Source organism: Mesorhizobium sp. P3_A9 (genome assembly GCF_056402975.1).
This window is the reverse complement of the sequence record NZ_JBFUGJ010000685.1, coordinates 1-1,281: the sequence shown is the minus strand read 5'-3', so window position 1 is coordinate 1,281 and position 1,281 is coordinate 1. Positions and strand designations below refer to the sequence as shown.

3 protein-coding genes are annotated in these 1,281 nt (G+C 61.8%); 1 reads left to right on the top strand and 2 read right to left on the bottom strand.

All coding sequences use genetic code 11. The annotated features are described in order from the left end of the window. Positions 1-86: 86 nt before the first annotated feature. Entirely contained in the window at positions 87-479 is a 393-nt protein-coding gene (locus tag AC1DX0_RS35995; RefSeq protein ID WP_477224497.1) for a hypothetical protein, read from the bottom strand. Positions 480-497: 18 nt separating this feature from the next. After that, the gene (locus AC1DX0_RS35990; protein ID WP_477224496.1) at positions 498-698 is read right to left on the bottom strand and encodes a hypothetical protein; all 201 of its coding nucleotides are present in this window, start codon (positions 696-698) and stop codon (positions 498-500) included. Positions 699-947: 249 nt separating this feature from the next. Here AC1DX0_RS35990 and AC1DX0_RS35985 point away from each other — a divergent pair. After that, on the top strand, positions 948-1,281 hold a 334-nt coding region (locus AC1DX0_RS35985), incomplete at its 3' end, for a YdeI/OmpD-associated family protein (RefSeq protein WP_477359272.1).

The window sequence follows — 1,281 nt, the reverse complement described above, 5'->3', positions numbered from 1 at the left end:
GATGATGGAGATCATGCGCCGCCACGGGCTGACACCGGCAGCACCGCCGCCGGTCTGACGCCGGCCGGAGGGGTAGGGCGCGCCGCTTATTCCTGGCAAGCGGAGAAGGCGTCGCCCGAGTTCCAGTCCTTGAAGGCAACGATCTGGCCTTCGCCCGACACGGTCTTGTGCTTGGTGCTGCCGTCCGGCTGCTGCTTCGAGCTGGTGCCCTTGCCGGTCAGCACATTGTAGTCACAGGCGCTGGCTGCATTCTCCTGCAGATAATCATCGGAATCGTAGGCGAAGCCGGCAACGATGAAGGCGCCGTTGCGGTAGGCGATGGTCAGCGTCTGGTTGGTGCGCTCGCTGCCGATCTCCGGCGCCGGCAGATAGAATTTGATCGAGCCGTTGGGCAGCATCGTCAGCTCCGGCTCGGTGTCGGAGTTCTCATAGCCCGGCCGGTCGTAACCGTTCCACGCGCCACCGATCTGTTCGCGCACGATTTCGACGGGCTTGAGCTAATTGTGTTCCTTGTCCCTGAGAAAGAAATGGATGTCCATCGGATCGGTGGGCTTGGTCTCGACCACCATGACGAGGTCCGGCGCACCGTCGCCGTTGAAGTCACCGGTCAGCGCGGTGATGATCTTCTGGGTTTCGATCGGTTCGGCGAGGGCTGCTGTGGGTAGCATCAAGGCAAGGGCGAAGAGCAGAGATTTCATCGTGGCACATCCCCCAACGTGGCATTTGTGGTCCTATAGCACGGTGGGGGAAGTGTCGCGCTCGTCCATCTGGTTGCACTCTTGCCGCAACGCGGCGATGGATCGTGCGTTCCGTTGCTTCGTGGCAGCGTGTCCCGCTGCTGACGAAAGCCGACAGTGAACCATGCCATGATGCGGGGAATCGCAAGATGACGGAGGCAAGATGACCGCGACGCCAGCGACAACAATTCTGAACCGGCAGGCCCGCTGATGGCGCCGGTCAAGGTCGATCCGGACAAGGTCAGGGAATTCCCCGATCCGGCCAGCTTTTACGCCTGGCTCGGCAAACACCACGCCACGGAAACCGAAGTGTGGATCAAGGTACACAAGGTTGGGTCGGGGCTGAAGTCGATCACGCCGAAAGAAGCCATCGACGTCGTGCTGTGCTTCGGCTGGATCGACGCGGTGCGCAAGGGGCTGGACGACAAGAGTTTCCTGCAGCGCTACACGCCGCGCGGCAAGAAGAGCATCTGGAGCAAGATCAACATCGACAATGTCGCGCGGCTGGTCGAGGAGGGCCGCATGACCGGGCATGGGTTGAGCC